Consider the following 19640-nt stretch of genomic DNA (forward strand, 5'->3'; position numbering starts at 1 on the left):
CCAGTGACGCCTGGTGACGGTTTGCGAGCCATTCTTCACCATGCGTCACTGATCGCATGATCAGACACGCCGCGCGAGCGCTCTGCGCCGCCTCACTCGTCATCGCCCCGCTCGCCCTGAGCACCCCCGCCCACGCCGTGACCACGTGCCGGGTCAACGGCGTCACCGTCACCGGCGGGACCATCAACGGAACGGCGGGATCCGACTACATCACCTGTGCGACGGTCCCCGCCGGCGACACGGTCAACGGCCTGGGGGGTGACGACTTCATCCAGGTCACCGGCACGGTCGCCGGCACCGTCACAGGTGGCGCCGGCCGCGACTACGTCACGGTCGGCACCGTCGCGGGGACCGGCTCGGTCCTCGGAGACACCGAGAACGACTATCTCCGCGTCGGCACGAACGGCAACATCGTGAACGGCGGAGCCGGGCTCGACTTCTGCCGGGTCGGTACCGGCAACCCGGCCGCCGGCTGCGAGTACTGACACCCGCCGTCCGCTGTGCGCCGCCGGAACCGGCGGCGCACAGCGGCGTGAGGCCACGGGTCAGACGGCCGTCCGCGTGTGGACGTACTCCACCAGACGCGTCAGCGCCTCCGGGTCGGTCGTCGGCAGCACGCCGTGGCCCAGGTTGAAGACATGCCCTTCGAGGTCCTTCGCGGCGGCCAGGACCTCGTCCGTCTTGGCCTCCACGGCCTCGCGCGTGGAGAACAGCACGGCCGGGTCGAGGTTGCCCTGGAGCGCCTTGCCGGGGCCGACGCGCCGGGCGGCCTCGTCCAGCGGGACGCGCCAGTCGACGCCGACCACGTCCGCGCCCGCCTCGCCCATGAGGCCGAGCAGCTCGCCCGTACCGACACCGAAGTGGATGCGCGGGACGCCGTAGGAGGCGACCGCGTCGAAGACCTTCGTGGAGGCGGGCATCACCGCACGGCGGTAGTCGGCGGGGGCGAGGGCGCCCACCCAGGAGTCGAAGAGCTGCACGGCGGACGCGCCGGCCTCGATCTGGACCTTGAGGAAGGCGGCGGTGATCTCGGCGAGGCGGTCGAGCAGGTCGGCCCAGAGCTGCGGGTCGCCGTACATGAGCGCCTTGGTGTGCTCGTGGTTGCGGGACGGGCCGCCCTCGACGAGGTAGCTCGCGAGGGTGAAAGGCGCGCCGGCGAATCCGATGAGCGGGGTGGAGCCCAGCTCGCCGGTGAGCATCCCGATGGCCTCGGTGACGTAGTGGACGTCCTCGGGGGTCAGGTCGCGCAGCCGGTCGAGGTCGGCGCGGGTGCGGATCGGGTCGGCGACGACGGGGCCGACGCCGGGCTTGATGTCGAGGTCGATGCCGATGGCCTTGAGCGGGACCACGATGTCGCTGAAGTAGATCGCCGCGTCCACCTTGTGGCGGCGTACGGGCTGCAGCGTGATCTCGGTGACCAGCTCGGGCCGCATGCACGATTCGAGCATCGGGATGCCCTCGCGGACCTTCAGGTACTCGGGCAGCGAGCGCCCCGCCTGCCGCATGAACCAGACCGGCGTGTGCGGCACGGGCTCGCGCCGGCACGCCTTGAGGAATGCGGAGTCGTACGTCTGCGGCTGGTGCTTCGTCTGCTGGCCCACGGGGCTGTCATTGGCACTCACGCCCAGAATCTTCGCATGTGCACGGAAGCCGCTCGCCCGGGCCGGGTGTCCCTCCCTGCGCGAGGCCCCCGTTCCGCCTACTCTTCCCCGCATGGCTGCGGCTCAGGGACATTTTTCCGATCATTCCGACGGCGACGAAGGAGCGGGCGACACGGCGGGCACCACCTCGAACGGTACGGAGACGAATCCGGTGCCGCCCGCTTTCCGGCGGGCGGTCGAGGCACTGCGTTCGGCCCGGCTGCGGCCGGAGATCGAGATCGACCCGACCCGGCCGCCGCAGCGGCTCGCGCCGTACGCGTACGCGCTGGAGGCGGCCGTCGTCGAAGGCGAGGAGGATCTGGCCGACGGGCGGCTCGTCCTGCTGCACGACCCGGCCGGGCACGACGCCTGGAAGGGCACGTTCCGGCTGGTGACGCTGGTACGGGCGGAGCTGGAGCCCGAGATGGCGGCGGACCCGCTGCTGCCGGAGGTCTGCTGGTCCTGGCTGACCGGCGCGCTGCAGGCGCGCGGTCTGCCGTACGGGGAGGCGAGCGGCACCGTGACCCAGGCGGGCTCCCACTACTTCGGGGGGCTCGCCGACCGCCGCCCCGCGACGCAGATCGAGATCCGGGCGTCCTGGACGCCGACGGAGGGTCCGGGGGGCGTGCCGGACACCGGGGCGCATCTGGCGGCCTGGTGCGATCTGCTGTGCCAGGTCGCCGGGCTGCCGCCGTCGTCACCGGAGCCGGGGGCGGGCACCACATCGGGCGGAGGGGTCGTCTCGTTGCCCCAGCGCAGGGGTCCTCAGCAGGCGTGATCCCGCTGGCCGGAAGGCTGTCGGGGGGTCTTCGAGGTCGCCCGGACGGAGGCTCACTCGTAGGATGATCGATCGCGCGTCCGAATTGCACCAATTGTTACTCACTAAATCGTGATCTTTCCCTAAAGGCGGGCGCCCGAGCTGCCGAAGAGGTCAATGACCCCTTCACCGCACCGGGTCGCCCCCGGCTTCTTCCCCGAGCCGGCTCCGTCCCGCATCTCCCCAGGAGGCCGTGTGTCCGTTCTCCTCGAGCAGCCCGCAAGCCTGGTCGCCTACCGCCCGAACAAGCCGACGGCCATGGTCGTCGTGGCCGACCCGCGCGTCCGCTCCACCGTCACCCGCCACCTGTGGGCCCTTGGAGTACGTGACGTCATCGAGGCGTCGTCCATCGCGGAGGCCCGTCCCCGCGTCGGCAACCCTCGCGACATCTGCGTGGCCGACGTCCACCTCCCCGACGGCAGCGGCCTCACGCTGCTGTCCGAGACCCGCGCGGCGGGCTGGCCCAACGGCCTCGCCCTCTCCGCGGCCGACGACATCGGCGCGGTGCGCAACGCGCTCGCCGGTGGCGTCAAGGGCTATGTCGTCACCGGTACGCGTACGAACATCGGGCATCCCACCCGCCCCGGCGCCGCCCCCATCGGCGCCGCGGCCGCCCGCCTCGGCCACCGCCGCCCCCCGGGTGCTCCGAGCCACCCGGGCGGCTACCGCGAGCTCTCCGGCCGTGAGGTCGAGGTGCTCCGGCTGGTCGCCGAGGGCCAGTCGAACAAGGCCATCGGCGTCTCCATGGGCCTGTCCGCCCTGACCGTGAAGAGCCACCTCGCCCGGATCGCCCGCAAGCTGGGCACCGGGGACCGGGCCGGCATGGTCGCGGTGGCACTGCGCACCGGAATCATCCACTGAGCCCACGACCTGGCGGCTTCCACGGTTGACGAAAGATCGGCGCCTGTCGACGGAACGTTCCGTCGACAGGCGCTTGCCGTTCACAGATACCCTTGACACGTGACCGACGCCCAAGAGACCGCAGCAGACACGGCACTGCGAACCACCGGGGGCGCTCCCCCGGACGACGACGTCCCTGCGAACGGGCTGCCGATCCCCTTGCTGGAGCCCCGCGAGGGCATTCCGCCCGTCGTCGAGACGGACGAGGCGCTCGCCGAAGTGATCGCCGCCTTCGCCGCCGGCGGCGGCCCCGTCGCCGTGGACGCCGAGCGCGCCTCCGGCTACCGCTACGGCCAGCGCGCCTATCTCATCCAGCTCCGCCGCGAGGGCGCGGGCTCCGCGCTCATCGACCCGGTGGGCTGCCCCGACCTGTCCGGACTCGGCGAGGCGCTCGCGGGAGCCGAGTGGATCCTGCACGCGGCGACCCAGGACCTGCCGTGCCTGCGGGACATAGGCATGGTGCCGACCCGGCTGTTCGACACCGAGCTGGCCGGCCGGCTCGCGGGCTTCCCGCGGGTCGGGCTCGGGGCGATGGTCGAGTCCGTCCTCGGCTACGCCCTGGAGAAGGGGCACTCCGCGGTGGACTGGTCCACCCGCCCGCTGCCCGAGCCCTGGCTGCGGTACGCCGCGCTGGACGTCGAGCTGCTCGTCGACCTGCGTGACGCGCTGGAGAAGGAGCTCGACCGGCAGGGCAAGCTGGAGTGGGCCCTGCAGGAGTTCGACGCGATCGCCTCGGCCCCGCCCGCGCCGCCGCGCAAGGACCCCTGGCGGCGGACCTCCGGCATGCACAAGGTGCGGCGCCGTCGCCAGATGGCGGTCGTACGGGAGCTGTGGACGGCCCGCGACCGGATCGCCCAGCGGCGGGACGTCTCCCCCGGCAAGGTGCTGAGCGACACGGCGATCGTGGAGGCGGCGCTGGCCGTGCCGGCGAACGTCGCGGCGCTGACCGCGCTGCCGGGCTTCGGCCACCGCATGGGCCGGCGCCAGCTGGAGCAGTGGCAGGCGGCCGTGGACCGGGCGAAGGCCCTCCCGGACGCCGAGCTCCCCCAGCCCGGCCAGCCGGTCGCGGGCCCCCCGCCCCCGCGCGCCTGGGCGGACAAGGACCCGGCGGCGGCCGCCCGCCTGTCGGCGGCCCGCACGGCGGTCTCGGCCCTCGCGGAGGAGCTGAACCTCCCCCAGGAGAACCTGATCACCCCGGACACGGTCCGCCGCGTCTGCTGGGAGCCGCCGGCGGCGACCCCGGACGCGGTGTCGGCCGCCCTCCAGGGCTACGGCGCCCGGCCGTGGCAGGTCGAACTGGTGACCCCGCTGCTGGTGACGGCGCTGACGAGCGCCGGCTGACCTGGCGACTGCGAAGCCCCCGGCCGTGCACGGCCGGGGGCTTGACCGTTCTACGGGGACGGGCTGAGGTCGCCGTTGGTGTTCATGTCGAAGACGCCCTGGGTCTTGCCGTCGACCTTGAGCTGCTTGAGCCAGTACTTCGACAGGTTGTGCACGTTCTTGTGCTGCCTCTCCCACAGCACCGAGTGCCCCGCGCACTCCAGTTTGACCATGAGCTTGTGGGCGCCCGTGATGGCGTCGTAGAGCGCGGGGACCGAGAAGTTGAGTTCCGGGTTGGAGCTGGGCGGTGACGTGTTCACCGTGGCGTCGTGATCCCCGTACACGATCAGCACGGGCACGCTTCCGCCGAGGACACCGCCCTGCGCCGCCGTCGTCTTGTTCCAGCCCCACCGGACGAAGTTCCGGATTCGGTTGAGGCCCTCCGGCGGTCCCCATGTCGCGCCTACGGGCTCATTCGCCATCATCGCGGCCCAGGCCTTTTCGACGATGCCGAGTTCGCGCTGGTCCGCACAGCCCAGTTCGTTGTTCCATGCCGACTCGAGGCCCCATCTGGTGCCCAGGAACATCGGGAAGCCGGGCTGGGGCAGCGTGCTCGGCGGGTTCGACGTGCCGTTGGGCGGGAAGACCGGCGCCAGCAGGAACAGGCTCTCCACCTTGGTGGGGTTGTTCACCGCGTACGGCCCCATGGTGATCGCGCCGGCGGAGTAGCCGACGAACGCGACCTTGTCCACCTGTCGCTCCTTGCGGATGTACTCCACGACGGTGTGCAGCTCGTCCCGGTCGCTGTACGAGTTGTTCAGCTGGAACGCGTAGTTCGGCGGGCCCGGGGTGAATCCCGGTGGCCTTGGCTTCAGAAGGCTCTGGTTGGCGGGGTTGGCATTGCGTGGGTCGTCCATCATGGGACGCGGCGACCGTCCGGAGCCCTGGAGGTCCATCATGAAGACGTCGTAGCCGGCCTTGGCCAGGTGCTCCCCCCAGCTGTAGGAGCCGTACTGGAGATCGAAGGCCGCGAGCGCCGGGACGCTCCGGCCGTGCAGCATGAGAACGGCCTTGCGCTCCGGGAGGTGTCCCAGGGGCGTGCCGTCCCGCTCCCGTACGAAGAGCTTGACGATGTCGTCCTGGTTCGCGGGGACGGTGGACTTGTGGGGGACTTCGTGGTCCTTCGTGATGATCGCTGCCATGGCATTCCTTCCGCGCGTTCGGGCCGGGACCTCGCGCTCCGGCGACGCCAGCCTCGGCCTGATGTGTACCCGGCGCCACGGCACGGCCGGCGGCCTGCGCCCATCGGGTCGGGGAAACCCTCCATCGGACGGGCGCATGAGGGGGCGCACACAGCGCCCGGTCGGCGACGCGCGATGTGACCTTCACCGCTCTGGCCCCCGGGACTGGGCAGCATGGTTACCCGCAAGTAGCATGGTCCTAGCAAGCGCGCGCTTAGTCGCGTGCGGCAGCAGTGCCATCCCGCACCCTGGAGGAGAGCCATCGTGCCTCGTACCGTCAGGGACGTCGTCTTCGTCGACGGCGTCCGCACCCCGTTCGGCAAGGCGGGCCCGAAGGGCATCTACCACGAGACCCGCGCCGACGATCTCGTCGTGAAGGCCATCCGGGAGCTGCTGCGCCGCAACCCCGGACTCGACCCCGCGAAGATCGACGAGGTCGCCATCGCCGCGACCACGCAGATCGGTGACCAGGGTCTGACCCTCGGCCGCACCGCCGGCATCCTCGCCGGGCTGCCGCAGTCCGTTCCGGGCTACTCCATCGACCGCATGTGCGCCGGTGCGCTCACCGCCGTGACCGCGACCGCCGGTTCGATCGCGTTCGGCGCGTACGACGCCGTCATCGCCGGTGGTGTCGAGCACATGGGCCGCCACCCCATGGGCGAGGGCGTCGACCCGAACCCGCGGTTCGTCTCGGAGAAGCTCGTCGACGAGTCCGCCCTCTTCATGGGCATGACCGCCGAGAACCTGCACGACCGCTACCCGAGCATCACCAAGCAGCGCGCCGACGAGTACGCCGTGCGCTCGCAGGAGAAGGCCGCCAAGGCGTACGCCGACGGCAAGATCCAGCAGGACCTGGTGCCGATCTCGGTGCGCCGCACCGCAGCGTCCGACAGCGGCTCGGCCGGCGAGACCGGCTGGGGCCTGGTCACCGCCGACGAGCCGATGCGTCCGGGCACCACCCTGGAGTCGCTGGCGAACCTGAAGACGCCGTTCCGCGTCCACGGCAACGTCACCGCGGGCAACGCGGCCGGTCTCAACGACGGTGCCACCGCCTCGATCATCGCCTCCGAGGACTTCGCCCGCGAGAACAACCTCCCGGTCAAGATGCGCCTCGTCTCGTACGCCTTCGCCGGCGTCGAGCCCGAGGTCATGGGCTACGGCCCGATCCCGGCGACCGAGAAGGCGCTGGCCAAGGCCGGTCTGTCGATCGAGGACATCAACCTCTTCGAGATCAACGAGGCGTTCGCGGTCCAGGTCCTCGCGTTCCTGGAGCACTACGGCATCGCCGACGACGACGCCCGCGTCAACCAGTACGGCGGCGCGATCGCCTACGGTCACCCGCTGGCCTCCTCCGGCGTGCGTCTGATGACGCAGCTGGCCCGCCAGTTCGAGGAGCAGCCGGAGGTCCGTTACGGCCTCACCACGATGTGCGTCGGCTTCGGCATGGGCGCCACCGTGATCTGGGAGAACCCGAACCACAAGGACGCCGGAGGCAGCAAGTGAGCACCACCGCCGAGCTTTTGAAGGGCGCCGCCGAGCTCTTCCCCGACGAGGTCGTCACCAGCGCCCACGTACGGCACTTCGAACTGCCCGCGGGCGCGGGCCGGTTCGCGCTGATCACGCTGGACAACGGCTTCGACCACACCAAGCCGACCACGTTCGGCCCGCAGTCGCTGGCGAACCTCAACACCGCCATCGACCAGGTCGAGGCCGAGGCCGCGAACGGTGAGATCGTCGGCGTCGGCCTCACCGGCAAGCCGTTCATCTTCGCCGTCGGCGCCGACCTCAAGGGCGTCGAGCTGCTGAAGCGTCACGAGGACGCGCTCGCCATCGGCAAGGGCGGCCACGACGTCTTCAAGCGCCTCTCCGCGCTGGCCGTCCCCACCTTCGCGTACTACAACGGCGCGGCGATGGGCGGCGGTGTCGAGGTCGGTCTGCACTGCACCTACCGCACCGTGTCGAAGGCCCTGCCGGCCTTCTCGCTGCCCGAGGTCTTCCTCGGTCTGGTCCCCGGCTGGGGCGGCTGCGCGATCCTGCCGAACCTGATCGGTGCCGACAAGGCCGTCTCGGTCATCATCGAGAACTCGCTGAACCAGAACCGTCAGCTCAAGGGCAAGCAGGTCTTCGAGCTCGGCATCGCCGACGCGATCTTCGAGGGCGCGGACTTCCTGGAGCAGTCGCTGATCTGGACCGCGCAGGTCCTCAAGGGCGACGTCACCGTCGAGCGCCCCGAGATCGACCGCGGTGAGGCCTGGGACCAGGCCGTCGCCAAGGGCCGGTTCATCGCCGACTCCAAGGTGCACGGCGCGGCCCCGGCCGCGTACCGCGCCCTGGACATCATCGAGGCGGCCAAGGACGGCGACCTGCAGAAGGGCTTCGACGCCGAGGACACGGCCCTGGCCGACCTCATCATGGGCGGCGAGCTGCGCTCCGGCATCTACGCCTTCAACCTGGTGCAGAAGCGCGCCAAGCGCCCCGCCGGTGCCCCGGACAAGTCGCTGGCCCGCCCGGTCACCAAGGTCGGTGTCGTCGGCGCCGGTCTGATGGCCTCCCAGCTGGCCCTGCTCTTCCTGCGCCGCCTGGAGGTGCCGGTCGTCCTGACCGACATCGACCAGGAGCGCGTCGACAAGGGCGTGGGCTACGTCCACGGCGAGATCGAGAAGCTGCTCGGCAAGGGCCGGATCAACCAGGACAAGGCCAACCGTCTCAAGGGCCTGGTCTCCGGTGTCCTGGACAAGGCCGAGGGCTTCGCGGACGCGGACTTCATCATCGAGGCCGTGTTCGAGGAGATGGGCGTCAAGCAGCAGGTGTTCGCGGAGGTCGAGGCGGTCGCCCCGGCGCACGCGATCCTCGCCACCAACACCTCCTCGCTCTCCGTCTCGGAGATGGCCTCGAAGCTGAAGCACCCCGAGCGCGTGGTCGGCTTCCACTTCTTCAACCCGGTCGCGATCCTCCCGCTCCTGGAGATCGTCCGCGGCGAGAAGACGGACGACGCCTCCCTGGCCACCGCCTTCGGTGTCGCCAAGAAGCTGAAGAAGACCGCGGTCCTCACCAAGGACGCCCCGGCGTTCGTCGTGAACCGCATCCTGACCCGCTTCATGGGCGAGATCCAGAACGTCATCGACGAGGGCACCTCGGTCGAGACGGCCGAGAAGGCCGTCGAGCCGCTCGGTCTGCCGATGTCCCCGCTGGTCCTCCTGGAGCTCGTCGGCCCGGCGATCGGTCTGCACGTCTCCGAGACCCTGAACCGCTCCTTCCCGGACCGCTTCAAGGTCTCCCCGAACCTCGCGGCCGTCGTGAAGGCGGGCAAGCGCGGCTTCTACGTCTACTCCGCCGAAAACAACTTCAAGCCGGAGCTGGACCCCGAGGTCGCCGCCCTCCTGAAGCAGGGCGATGTCGTCCTGACGGAGGAGCAGGTCCGCGACCGCGTCCTGGACGCGGTGGCGCAGGAGATCGGCCTGATGCTGGAGGAGGGTGTCGTCGCCGAGGCGCAGGACATCGACCTCTGCCTGATCACGGGCGCGGGCTGGCCCTTCCACCTGGGCGGCATCACGCCGTACCTGGACCGTGAGGGCGTCTCCCAGCGGGTGAACGGCAAGCCGTTCCTCGCGCAGGGCGTGGCGAGCGTCCCGGCGTAACCCTCGGGGTTCGCACAACGGCGGACGGCCCCGGCACCGATTCCTGGTGCCGGGGCCGTCCTGTTCCGTCCTGACGGGTACTCGGATCGCGGAACGCTCAGATCACGGAGCGCCAGGTGCCCAGCTGGAGTCCCTCGGCGGCCGGCTTCTGGCGCGTGGTGAGCAGCCTCGGGCCGTCCCCGACCGTCATGGCGACCAGACCGCCGTCCAGCGCCTGGGTGAGGGTGGTGAGCAGGGGCACCTGCGGCTCGCCCGTCTCGGTCCACTTGGCGCCGGCCGACTCCTGTTCCACCGGGAAGGCGGCCAGGGCGAGGCGCCCGTCGGCGGACTGCTGGGCCAGTACGGTGCAGTCGACGCCGTCGATCCGGCAGCGGGTCGCGGAGAGCGGGCCCTCCCCCACCGCGTCGAGGAAGGGCCTCGGCTCCGGCGAGCGTCCCGGCGTCCAGACGCAGATCCGCCCTTCCTTGTCGACGTAGTAGAGCGAGACGTGTCCCGAGGGCCCGGTCACCGCGGCCAGGCTGCCGAAGGTCACCGAGGCGGGCACCACGTCGTGCCGGACCGGCTTGGCACCGGGCTCCTGCTGCTCGTACCGCAGCAGCCCTTCCTCCTTCGCCGTGTACAGCTCGACGAGACCCGCGCCGTTGGTCGCCGCGACCGGCGAGGGGTCGGAGCGGTTGCCCCACAGGTCCCACCACGGGTGCCAGCCGCCGCCGTCCTTCTGGGCGCGCACGCTGAGTCCGCCGCCACCGTTACGGGTGAAGACGTACGCGCGTCCCTGGGCGTCCACCGCGACGGCCGGGTTGCCGGTCCAGGTGAAGCTCTTGCCGTTCGAGTGCTGGATGGAGCGCCACTCCACGGCCGGGCGGCCGGTCTGGAACTGGGTGCTGTGCACCAGCTCGACGTGGCCCTCTTCCCCGGGCACCGGGCGCAGCCCCACCAGGTGGACGTACCGGTCGGCTCCCTGGCCCACCGCCAGGATGGGCAGCAGTCCGCCGCCGCCGAGCGAGACGGCGTCGCTCCAGCGGCCGTCGGGGCCCTCCGTCCAGCGCACCACCTCGCCGCCCCACGGCAGGTACGCGCTGAAGCGGCCCTCCACGCCACGGGTCAGCCAGCTGCCCCGCAGCGTCGGGACGACGAACGGCCCCTTGGATCGAGTGGTCGGGTCCTGGGATCGATATGCCATGGGGTCCAGTGCTCCGGTCGACAGGTCAGCTTGGGGGGTGTGCATGTCCTTTCGGACTGCTGTTCGTCGACTTTAGTGGGTGACCCGCACCCCCCAGAACCCGCGCTAGTACAGGGCGTCCTGGCCCAGCTTGCCGAGGCGGCTGTGGGAGCGTCCGTACAGGAAGTACACGACGATGCCGATGGCCATCCACACCGCGAAGCGGAACCAGGTCTCCCCCGGCAGGTTGAGCATCAGCCAGAGCGACGCGGCGATGGAGGCGATCGGCAGCACGGGCACCCACGGGGTGCGGAACGCCCGGTGCAGGTCGGGGCGGGTGCGCCGCATCACCATGACTCCGGCGGCGACCATGACGAAGGCGAAGAGCGTGCCGATGTTCACCAGCGTCGCGAGCTCGTTGATGCTGGTGAAGCCCGCGATGACGGCGATGAGGCCACCGAGCAGGAGGGTCGGCCGGTACGGCGTCTTGAAGCGCGGGTGCGTGATGGAGAAGAACCGCGGCAGGAGCCCGTCACGGCTCATCGCGAAGAACACCCGGGTCTGGCCGAGCAGCAGGATGAGACAGACGGTGGTGAGGCCGACGGCGGCTCCGAAGCTGATCACGCCCCCGTAGAAGGGGTGTCCGGTGGCCTTGAAGGCGTCCGCGAGCGGGGCGCTCACCGAGAGTTCGGTGTAGTGCTGCATGCCGGTGACGACGAGGGCGACGGCGACGTAGAGCACGGTGCAGATGAACAGCGAGCCGAGGATGCCGCGGGGCATGTCGCGCTGCGGGAGCTTGGTCTCCTCGGCGGCGGTGGCCACCACGTCGAAGCCGATGAAGGCGAAGAAGACGATGGAGGCGGCGGTGAAGATGCCCATCACGCCGAAGTTGGTCGCCTCGTAGCCGAAGATCGTCTCGACCAGCGGGGCGTCCCAGGCCGAGGCGCCGTCGGTCGGCGTCACCGCGTCGGGGATGAAGGGCTTGTAGTTGTCGCCCACGATGAAGAAGAGCCCCGCGATGATCACGATCATGACCACCGTCACCTTGATGGCCACGACGACCGCGGTGATCCGGGCGGAGAGCTTCATGCCGATGACCAGGACCGCGGTCAGCACCAGGACAAGGAGGAACGCCAGGATGTCGAAGGTGCCGCCCGCCGCGTCCGGCCCTTCCAGCGCGGCGGGCAGATGCCAGTCCACGTTGTCCATCAGGGAGCGGACGTAACCGGACCAGCCGACCGCGACGACGGCCGTGCCGAGCGCGAACTCGAGGACGAGGTCCCAGCCGATGATCCAGGCGGGCAGTTCGCCGATGGAGGCGTACGCGAAGGTGTACGCCGATCCGGCGACCGGGACCGTGGAGGCGAACTCGGCGTAGCAGAGGGCCGCGAGCGCGCACACGATGCCGGCGGCGACGAAGGCGAGCGCGGTGGCGGGCCCCGCGTTCTCCTTGGCCACCTTGCCGGTGAGGACGAAGATGCCGGTGCCGATGATGACGCCGACGCCGAAGACGGTGAGGTCCCAGGCGGAGAGGGACTTCTTGAGGGCGTGCTCGGGTTCTTCCGTGTCGCGGATCGACTGCTCGACCGATTTGGTCCGGAACACCCCGGAGCGCGTCTTGGGCTGCTGGTCCGTGCTCACCGTCGTACCTCCGTGCCGTCGGTCACAGACCCATGATCGAGACCCCGAAGGAGTGGCGCCTGTCGAGGCGTCGGGTTTCACACGAAAGGGCCGGTCGGTCACCCCGTGGGGTGGTCCGACCGGCCCAATGGTGACGCTCGGTGGCCGTCGCTGTGTGCGGCGGTCAGTCGCGCGCGGGCTCCACGTCCTGGCTGCCGGCCTCGATGGCGGTCCCCCCCGCTCGAAGAGCTCGGGGGAGGCCGTCGAGGCGCGAGACCAGGCCGGTGACCTGGCGGGCGATGTCCGGGGCGGTCAGGCCGATCTCCGCCATGACCTCGGCCCGTGAGGCGTGGTCGAGGAAGCGCGGCGGGATGCCGAAGTCACGCAGCGGGACGTCGACGCCGGCGTCCCGCAGGGCCTGGGCGACGGCCGAGCCGACGCCGCCGACGCGGCTGTTGTCCTCGACGGTGACGACGACCCGGTGCTCGTCGGCGAGCGGGGCGAGCGCCTCGTCGACCGGCTTGACCCAGCGGGGGTCGACGACGGTGGTGGAGATGCCCTGCTTGTCGAGGAGGTCGGCGATCTCCAGGCACATCGGCGCGAGCGCGCCGACGGAGACCAGGAGGACGTCGGGCCGGTCGGAGCCCGGCTCGCGCAGCACGTCCATGCCGCCGATGCGGCGCAGGGCCGGTACGGCGGGGCCGACGGCGCCCTTGGAGAAGCGGACGACGGTCGGGGCGTCGGTGACCTCGACGGCCTCGCGCAGCTGGGCGCGGACCTGGTCGGCGTCGCGCGGGGCGGCGAGCCTGAGGCCGGGGACGACCTGGAGGATCGACATGTCCCACATGCCGTTGTGGGAGGCGCCGTCGGTGCCGGTGATGCCGGCCCGGTCCAGGACGAACGTGACGCCGCACTTGTGCAGGGCCACGTCCATGAGGACCTGGTCGAAGGCGCGGTTGAGGAAGGTCGCGTACACGGCGAAGACGGGGTGGAGGCCGCCGGTGGCGAGGCCGGCCGCGGAGACGGCGCCGTGCTGCTCGGCGATGCCGACGTCGTACACCCGCTCCGGGAAGGCCTTGGCGAACTTGTCGAGGCCGACGGGCTGGAGCATCGCGGCGGTGATCGCGACGATGTCCTCGCGCTCCTTGCCGAGCTCGACCATCTCCTGGGCGAAGACGCCGGTCCAGTCGGCGCCGGAGGAGGAGATCGGCAGGCCGGTGTCGGGGTGGATCTTGCCGACGGCGTGGAAGCGGTCGGCCTCGTCCTGGAGGGCGGGCTGGTAGCCGCGGCCCTTCTCGGTGAGGCAGTGGACGATCACGGGGCCGCCGAAGCGCTTGGCGCGCGTCAGGGCGGACTCCAGGGCCTCGATGTCGTGGCCGTCGATGGGGCCGACGTACTTCAGGCCGAGGTCCTCGAACATGCCCTGCGGGGCGATGAAGTCCTTCAGGCCCTTCTTGGCGCCGTGCAGGGTCTCGTAGAGCGGCTTCCCGACGACGGGGGTGCGCTCCAGGATGTCCTTGCCGCGGGCGAGGAAGCGCTCGTAGCCGTCGGTGGTACGGAGGGTGGCCAGGTGGTTGGCGAGGCCGCCGATCGTCGGGGCGTAGGAGCGCTCGTTGTCGTTGACGACGATGACGAGCGGGCGGTCCTTGGCGGCGGCGATGTTGTTCAGCGCCTCCCAGGCCATGCCGCCGGTGAGGGCGCCGTCACCGATGACGGCCACGACGTGGTCGTCCTTCTTGAGTACCTCGTTGGCCTTGGCGAGCCCGTCGGCCCAGCCGAGGACGGTGGAGGCGTGCGAGTTCTCGATGACGTCGTGCTCGGACTCGGCCTGTGAGGGGTAGCCGGACAGGCCGCCCTTCATCTTGAGCTTCGAGAAGTCCTGGCGGCCGGTGAGCAGCTTGTGGACGTAGCTCTGGTGCCCGGTGTCGAAGAGGACCTTGTCCTTCGGGGAGTCGAAGACCCGGTGCAGGGCGATGGTCAGCTCGACCACACCGAGGTTGGGGCCGAGGTGACCGCCGGTCTTGGAGACGGCGTCGACGAGAAACGTCCGGATCTCTTCGGCCAGCTGGTCCAGCTGTTCCGGGGAGAGCCGGTCCAGATCGCGCGGTCCCCGAATACGGGTCAGCAGGGCCACCCGTGCCTCCTTGCGTTTGAGCTGGTCGAGCTTGCCGATTTTGTCGAGTCTAATGTTCCGCCCCCGACCTTGGTCATCGGGCGGCGGGGTCTGCGTCACACCGATGGCCGACACACCGCTGAGCCTACGGGCGTCACACAGGGCCAGACGCAGCAGTGCCCGGCGCCGGTTCTCCGGCGCCGGGCACTGTGGGGTTTCTTACGCGGTCACGCGCGACCCGCGGTCTTCTGCGTACGGCGGGAGACCGAGTCGATCACGACGGCGGCGAGGAGCACCGCGCCGGTGATCATGTTCTGGATCGAGTTGGACATACCGATCATGTTCAGACCCTGCTGGATCGACTGGATCACGATCATGCCCAGGAGCGCGGACCAGACCTTGCCCCGGCCGCCGAAGAGGCTGGTGCCACCGATGACGGCGGCCGCGATGACCAGCATCAGCGTGTTGCCGCCGCCCAGGCTCTTCGTGGCGCCGCCGGAGAGGCTCGCGATGAAGAGCCCGCCGAAGGCGGCGAGGGTGCCGGAGACGGCGAAGACGGCGATACGGACCGCGTCGACGTTGATGCCCGCGCGGCGGGCCGCCTCGGCGCTGCCGCCGACCGCGAAGACCTTGCGGCCGAAGAGGGTGCGGCGGGCGACGAAGTCGGCGATCACGAGGACGGCCAGGAAGAGGACCAGGGCGAGCGGCAGGCCGCGGGCGCCCTCGGGCTCGTTCATGACGTACGCGACGGCGAAGACGAGGACCGCGACGACGGCCGTGCGCAGCACGATCTCGCTGACCGGCCGGGCCGGCAGGAGCGCGGCCTTGCGGCGGCTGGTGTCCCGCAGCAGCGAGCCGAGGTAGACGAGGACGGCGACCAGGGCGAGGCCGTACGCGGCGGCCTTGTCGGCGAAGAAGTAGTTGGTGAGGTTCTCCACCACACTGCCCGAGGGCGTGTTGATCGAGCCCTCGCCGCCCATCAGCCACTCCTGGAAACCCATCCAGCCGAGGAAGCCCGCGAGGGTGACCACGAAGGCCGGCACGCCGATCTTCGCGAAGAAGAAGCCGTGCACCGCGCCGATGAGCGTGCCGGTCAGCACGGCGAGCACGATGGCGAGCCACTCGTTCGTGCCGTTGCTGACCTGGAGCCCGGCCCAGACCGCCGCGCCGACGCCGGCCACGGAGCCCATCGACAGGTCGATCTCGCCCAGGATCAGGACGAAGACGATGCCGACGGCCATGATGCCGAGGCCGGAGGCGTACACCGCGATGTTGGCGACGGAGCTCGCGGAGAGGAAGTTGCTGTTCTGGACCTGGAAGACGATCGCGATGACGATCAGGCCGAGGACGACGGGCAGGGAGCCGAGCTCGCCACCGCGGATCTTGCGGCTGAACTCGGTCCAGTAGCCCTTGATGCCCTCCTCGCGGACCAGCAGGCGCGGGTCGACGGCGGGGATGGGGGCGGCGGACTCCTCGACGGGGGCCGCCTCGGTCTCGGTCCGCGTCTCGGGGGTCGCGGTGTCGGTCGCGGCGTCGGTCGCGGTCTCGGAGGTCTTGGCGAGGTCGCTCACTTCGCGTCCTCCTTCGTGGCCTGGCGCGCCTGCCGACGGGTCACGGCGTTGTCCGTGGCACCGGTGATGGCGGCGATGATCGTCTCGTGGGTGGTGTCCTTGACGTCGAAGACACCGTTGTTGCGGCCCAGGCGCAGCACCGCGACCTTGTCCGCGACGGCGCGGACGTCGGCCATGTTGTGGCTGATGAGGATGACGCCGTGGCCGCGCTCGCGCAGCCGCTCCACCAGGTCGAGCACCTGTGCGGTCTGCTCGACGCCGAGGGCGGCGGTGGGCTCGTCCAGGATGACGATCTTGGGGTCGCCGATCAGGGCGCGGGCGATGGCCACGACCTGGCGCTGACCGCCGGAGAGCGCCGCGACCGGGATACGGACCGACGGGATGCGAATGGACAGGGTGTCCAGGAGCTCCTTGGCGCGCTTCTCCATCGCGATCTCGTCGAGGACGGACGCGGAGCGCAGCTCGCTGCCGAGGAAGAGGTTGGCGACGACGTCGAGGTTGTCGCAGAGCGCCAAGTCCTGGTAGACGGTGGCGACTCCGAGGTTCTGGGCGTCGTGGGGCTTGGTGATCTGGACGGGGTCGCCGTCCCATTCGATGACGCCCTCGTCGATCGGGTGAACACCCGAGATCGTCTTGACGAGGGTCGACTTGCCGGCTCCGTTGTCGCCGACCAGGGCGACGACCTCACCGGCGTGGATCTCCAGTTCTACGTCGGTGAGCACCTGGACGGCGCCGAACCGCTTGGAGACTCCGCGCAACGCCAGCACGGGCGTAGCGGACACGTGAATCATCTCCTTCGCCGCCTGACCGGCGGGGATGGTGGTGCGAGAGAGCACAGAGGGGGCTGTGAGAGGAGTCCGGCGCCCCGCCCCCGCTTGCGGGGCGTTGAACGGGGCGGGGTGCGCCGGACCGGACCGGGGGCCTTCGGATCGGGTCGGTGGAGTCCGAAGAGCCGTACCGGCAGCGGGGGTTACTTGATGCCCGCCGCCTCGCAGGCCGCCTTGTACTCGGCGGTGCAGATGTCGGCGGCCTGGTAGACGCCGTCCTTGATGATGGTGCCCGCGATGTCGCCCTTGGTGACGACCTGCGCGTCGTACAGCTTCGCCGGGATGTCCTTGAACTCACCGGTCAGGCTGGTGACCTTGGTGGGAACCAGGTCGTCGATCTTCTCGCCCTTGAGCAGGCGGACCGCGATCTCGGCGGTGGTCTCGGCCTCCGGCTTGATCTGCTTGTAGATCGTGAAGGCCTGATCGCCCTTCAGGATCCGCTGCAGACCGGCGAGCTCGGCGTCCTGGCCGCCGACCGGGACCTTGATGCCCTGCTTGGACAGGGCGGTGATGATGCCGCCGGCCATGCCGTCGTTGGCCGAGTAGACGCCCTGGAAGCCGTCCTTGCCCAGGGAGTCGATGGCGGCACCCATCTTCTTGTTGGCCTCGTCCGGGGACCAGTCCGGGATGTCCTGCTCGTACACGACCTTCTTCACGCCGCTGTCGAGGACGCTGTGGGCGCCCTTCTTGAACAGCGGGGCGTTCGGGTCGGTCGGCGAGCCGTTGATCATGACAACGTTGGCGTCCTTGGCCTTGTCGCCGAGCGCCTTCACGAGGCCCTCGCCCTGCAGGCGGCCGATCTTCTCGTTGTCGTAGCTGACGTAGGCGGAGATCGGGCCCTCGGCCAGGCGGTCGTACGCGACGACCTTGACGCCCTTCGTCTCGGCCTGCTGGACCCAGGACTTGGTGGCCTTGTAGTCGACCGAGTCCAGGATGATGACCTTCACGCCCTGGGTGACCAGCGCGTCGAACTGCTTCTTCTGCGTCTCGGTGTCCTGCGCGGCGTTGTTGTACTTGACCTCGCAGTCCGAGCAGAGAGCCTTGATCTTCGCCTCGATGATCGGGCGGTCGAAGGTCTCGTAACGCGTGGTCTTGTTCTCCGGCAGCAGCAGACCGATGGTCTTGCCGTCGCCGCCCTTCCCGCTACCCGAGTCGCCGTCGCCCGCCTTGCCACAGGCGGCTACGGAGAGGGCCATCGAAACCGCGGCCGTGCCTATGACGATGCGACGCGTCACTGCGTTCATGTGGGGTTGCCTCCCTGACGAGGCCGCGACTTTGCGGCCGAGGTGGCACGAAGTCAACTCGGCCGCACCACCAACGTCAAGAAGTAAATTCTTAACGAGATGACAACGGTGCCGTTCGTTATCTAAGTGAAGGCAAGCCCCGGAGTCGGCTCCCCCGCCTACACGGAGGCGGGCAGGGCGCTCTCCAACAGGGTCGAATCGCCCATTTCGTTCAGGACGAGAGCCAGCGCGCCGAGCACCTCGGCGCGGGGGCCGAGCGCCCCGGGAACCAGCGACAACTGGCGGGCGGCGCTGGGGATCGCGTACCGCGAGACGGAGTCGCGGATCGGGGAAAGCACCAGCTCACCGGCCTCGGCGAGGTCGCCGCCGAGGACCACGCGGCTGGGGTTGAGCAGGTTGCAGAGGTTGGCGACGCCGCTGCCGATGTGGCGGCCGACGTCGGCGATCACCCGGCGGCAGCCGGGGTCGCCCTCGCGGGCCAGCTGGACGACCCGCTCCATCGTCAGATCGGCGCCGTGGCCGGGCTGGAGCAGCGGCAGGACGTAACGGGCGGCGGTGAAGGTCTCCAGGCAGCCGCGGTTGCCGCAGCGGCAGACCGGGCCGGACTCGTCGATCGTGATGTGCCCGATCTCGCCCGCGGTGCCTCCGGGGCCGCGGTAGACGCGCCCGTCGATGACGAGGCCGGCGCCCACACCGCTGGCGACCTTGATGTAGGCCAGGTCCTTCACCCCGCGGCCGCTGCCCCAGACGAGCTCGCCCAGCGCGCCCAGGTTGGCGTCGTTGTCGACGTACACGGGCACGCCGAGCCGCCCGGAGAGCTCGTCGGCCGGGTTGATGCCGCTCCAGCCCGGCAGGATCGAGGTGGAGCCCAGCCTGCCGGAGGAGACGTCGATCGGTCCCGGGACGCCGAGGCCGACGCCGATGACCTTGTCCCGGTCGATCCCGGTGGCCTCGATCAGCCGCGTGACCAGCTGTTCCGCCCGGTCGAAGCCCTCCGCGGCGGAGGCGTCGACGTCGAGCGGCTCGGACTCCTCGGCGAGGACCTGGTGGGCGAGATTGCCGACGGCGACGCGGAGGTGGGTGTGCCCGAAGTCGACGCCGATGACGATGCCGGCGTCGCCGGAGAGCGAGACGCTGCGTGCCCGGCGGCCGCCCGCGGAGGTGGGGGTGACCTCGACGGTTCCGCCGTCCTTCAACTCCCGCACGATGTTGGAGACCGTGGCGGCGGACAGGCCGGTCGCTCGGGCGATCTCCGCCTGGGTGAGCGAGCCGGCCATGCGTACCGCACGGACGACCCGTTCCAGATTGGCCCTGTGCAGAGAGGTCTGCGACCCCGGAGTCTCCATCGACTCATCCACTCCCGCCTGCGATGGACGGTGCGACCACCGCCCCCGGCCGGGGCCGCGCCTGTGAGACCCCAGCTTGTTCTCCAACTTGTGAACTCTAAGCTGAGCCTTTAGGCCTGTCCCCCGTCAAGAGCTGAGCGCGTCCGGGCTCGAATGAGCCCGGACGGGGGAACGCCCACTCCGGCACGGCGAAGGCCCCGG

The 19640-nt window shown here is 70.4% G+C and carries 15 protein-coding genes; 6 read left to right on the plus strand and 9 right to left on the minus strand.

Annotated elements, in window-relative coordinates:
• Window positions 1–56: 56 nt before the first annotated feature.
• Entirely contained in the window at window positions 57–485 is a 429-nt protein-coding gene (locus tag FDM97_RS24655; RefSeq protein WP_137992675.1) for a hypothetical protein, read from the plus strand.
• A gap of 60 nt (window positions 486–545) precedes the next feature.
• On the opposite strand, the gene hemE is transcribed toward FDM97_RS24655, so the two are convergent.
• Window positions 546–1622, minus strand: coding sequence for a uroporphyrinogen decarboxylase (gene hemE / locus FDM97_RS24660; protein WP_137992676.1), 1077 nt, complete (start codon window positions 1620–1622; stop codon window positions 546–548).
• Window positions 1623–1713: 91 nt separating this feature from the next.
• Here hemE and FDM97_RS24665 point away from each other — a divergent pair, with 91 nt between their 5' ends.
• The 3 genes from FDM97_RS24665 to FDM97_RS24675 all read left to right on the plus strand — a co-directional run bounded on the left by FDM97_RS24665 (window position 1714) and on the right by FDM97_RS24675 (window position 4698).
• Entirely contained in the window at window positions 1714–2418 is a 705-nt protein-coding gene (locus FDM97_RS24665) for a DUF3000 domain-containing protein (protein WP_137992677.1), read from the plus strand.
• Window positions 2419–2652: 234 nt separating this feature from the next.
• The gene (locus FDM97_RS24670; RefSeq protein WP_015037008.1) at window positions 2653–3318 is read left to right on the plus strand and encodes a response regulator transcription factor; all 666 of its coding nucleotides are present in this window, start codon (window positions 2653–2655) and stop codon (window positions 3316–3318) included.
• A gap of 99 nt (window positions 3319–3417) precedes the next feature.
• Entirely contained in the window at window positions 3418–4698 is a 1281-nt protein-coding gene (locus tag FDM97_RS24675; RefSeq protein WP_137992678.1) for a ribonuclease D, read from the plus strand.
• Between the two features lie 50 nt (window positions 4699–4748).
• Here the strand turns inward: FDM97_RS24675 and FDM97_RS24680 are convergent, their stop codons facing one another.
• Complete coding sequence (locus tag FDM97_RS24680) at window positions 4749–5879, minus strand: alpha/beta fold hydrolase (RefSeq protein WP_137992679.1); 1131 nt, start codon at window positions 5877–5879, stop codon at window positions 4749–4751.
• 303 nt (window positions 5880–6182) lie between these two features.
• On the opposite strand from FDM97_RS24680, the gene FDM97_RS24685 reads away from it, so the two are divergent.
• Together FDM97_RS24685 and FDM97_RS24690 are read left to right on the plus strand one after the other, a co-directional pair.
• Complete coding sequence (locus tag FDM97_RS24685; protein ID WP_137992680.1) at window positions 6183–7421, plus strand: thiolase family protein; 1239 nt, start codon at window positions 6183–6185, stop codon at window positions 7419–7421.
• Entirely contained in the window at window positions 7418–9556 is a 2139-nt protein-coding gene (locus tag FDM97_RS24690) for a 3-hydroxyacyl-CoA dehydrogenase NAD-binding domain-containing protein (RefSeq protein ID WP_137992681.1), read from the plus strand. Before FDM97_RS24685 ends, FDM97_RS24690 begins: the two co-directional genes overlap by 4 nt.
• A gap of 97 nt (window positions 9557–9653) precedes the next feature.
• Here FDM97_RS24690 and FDM97_RS24695 read toward each other — a convergent pair whose 3' ends face one another.
• The 7 genes from FDM97_RS24695 to FDM97_RS24725 form a co-directional block, all read right to left on the minus strand.
• A complete protein-coding gene (locus FDM97_RS24695; protein ID WP_137992682.1) occupies window positions 9654–10739 on the minus strand; it encodes a PLL family lectin in 1086 nt (361 codons plus the stop codon).
• A 105-nt stretch (window positions 10740–10844) separates the two neighbouring features.
• The gene (locus FDM97_RS24700; RefSeq protein WP_137992683.1) at window positions 10845–12359 is read right to left on the minus strand and encodes an amino acid permease; all 1515 of its coding nucleotides are present in this window, start codon (window positions 12357–12359) and stop codon (window positions 10845–10847) included.
• A gap of 163 nt (window positions 12360–12522) precedes the next feature.
• Window positions 12523–14472: a 1-deoxy-D-xylulose-5-phosphate synthase gene (gene dxs, locus FDM97_RS24705; protein WP_137992684.1), complete on the minus strand. Its 1950-nt coding sequence runs from the start codon at window positions 14470–14472 to the stop codon at window positions 12523–12525.
• A 206-nt stretch (window positions 14473–14678) separates the two neighbouring features.
• Window positions 14679–16022 carry a sugar ABC transporter permease gene (locus FDM97_RS24710; RefSeq protein WP_137992685.1) on the minus strand — a complete coding sequence of 448 codons (1344 nt, stop codon included), beginning with the start codon at window positions 16020–16022 and terminating at the stop codon, window positions 14679–14681.
• On the minus strand, window positions 16019–16813 hold the full coding sequence (locus FDM97_RS24715; protein ID WP_137995011.1) for an ATP-binding cassette domain-containing protein: 795 nt from the start codon (window positions 16811–16813) through the stop codon (window positions 16019–16021). Before FDM97_RS24715 ends, FDM97_RS24710 begins: the two co-directional genes overlap by 4 nt.
• 179 nt (window positions 16814–16992) lie before the next feature.
• On the minus strand, window positions 16993–18093 hold the full coding sequence (locus FDM97_RS24720) for a substrate-binding domain-containing protein (RefSeq protein WP_254705745.1): 1101 nt from the start codon (window positions 18091–18093) through the stop codon (window positions 16993–16995).
• Window positions 18094–18251: 158 nt separating this feature from the next.
• Complete coding sequence (locus FDM97_RS24725) at window positions 18252–19439, minus strand: ROK family transcriptional regulator (RefSeq protein WP_137992686.1); 1188 nt, start codon at window positions 19437–19439, stop codon at window positions 18252–18254.
• Window positions 19440–19640 lie beyond the last annotated feature (201 nt).

This window comes from Streptomyces vilmorinianum (assembly GCF_005517195.1).
In the GTDB taxonomy this organism is placed as follows: domain Bacteria; phylum Actinomycetota; class Actinomycetes; order Streptomycetales; family Streptomycetaceae; genus Streptomyces; species Streptomyces vilmorinianum.